This is a genomic window from Vogesella urethralis (assembly GCF_007644045.2).
Lineage (GTDB): Bacteria > Pseudomonadota > Gammaproteobacteria > Burkholderiales > Chromobacteriaceae > Vogesella > Vogesella urethralis.
Genome location: NZ_VMDW02000130.1, coordinates 1 through 227 on the forward strand (window position 1 = coordinate 1; position 227 = coordinate 227).

Below are 227 nucleotides of genomic sequence, written 5' to 3' on the forward strand. Positions count from 1 at the left end.
GGGCCGGGGCGTCATCCGGGACGCTTCTTTGCCGGTAAATCCGCGCCGGATGGTCAGCACGGCGTTAACCTTGTACACCTTGAAGATGTTATCGGTGCAATAGAGCTGCTTTTACAGGCTCCGAAAGGGGGGCACATCTATAATATATGTGCGCCTTCGCATCCGCCACGCAGCACCTTTTATCCGATGATGGCGCGCCAGCTGGGTCTGGCGCCGCCGGTGTTCAG

The 227-nt window shown here is 58.6% G+C and carries 1 pseudogene; it reads left to right on the forward strand.

Annotation, left to right across the window (positions count from 1 at the left end):
- Nucleotides 1-227: pseudogene (locus FLQ03_RS16680) on the forward strand (SDR family NAD(P)-dependent oxidoreductase); the annotation flags it as partial.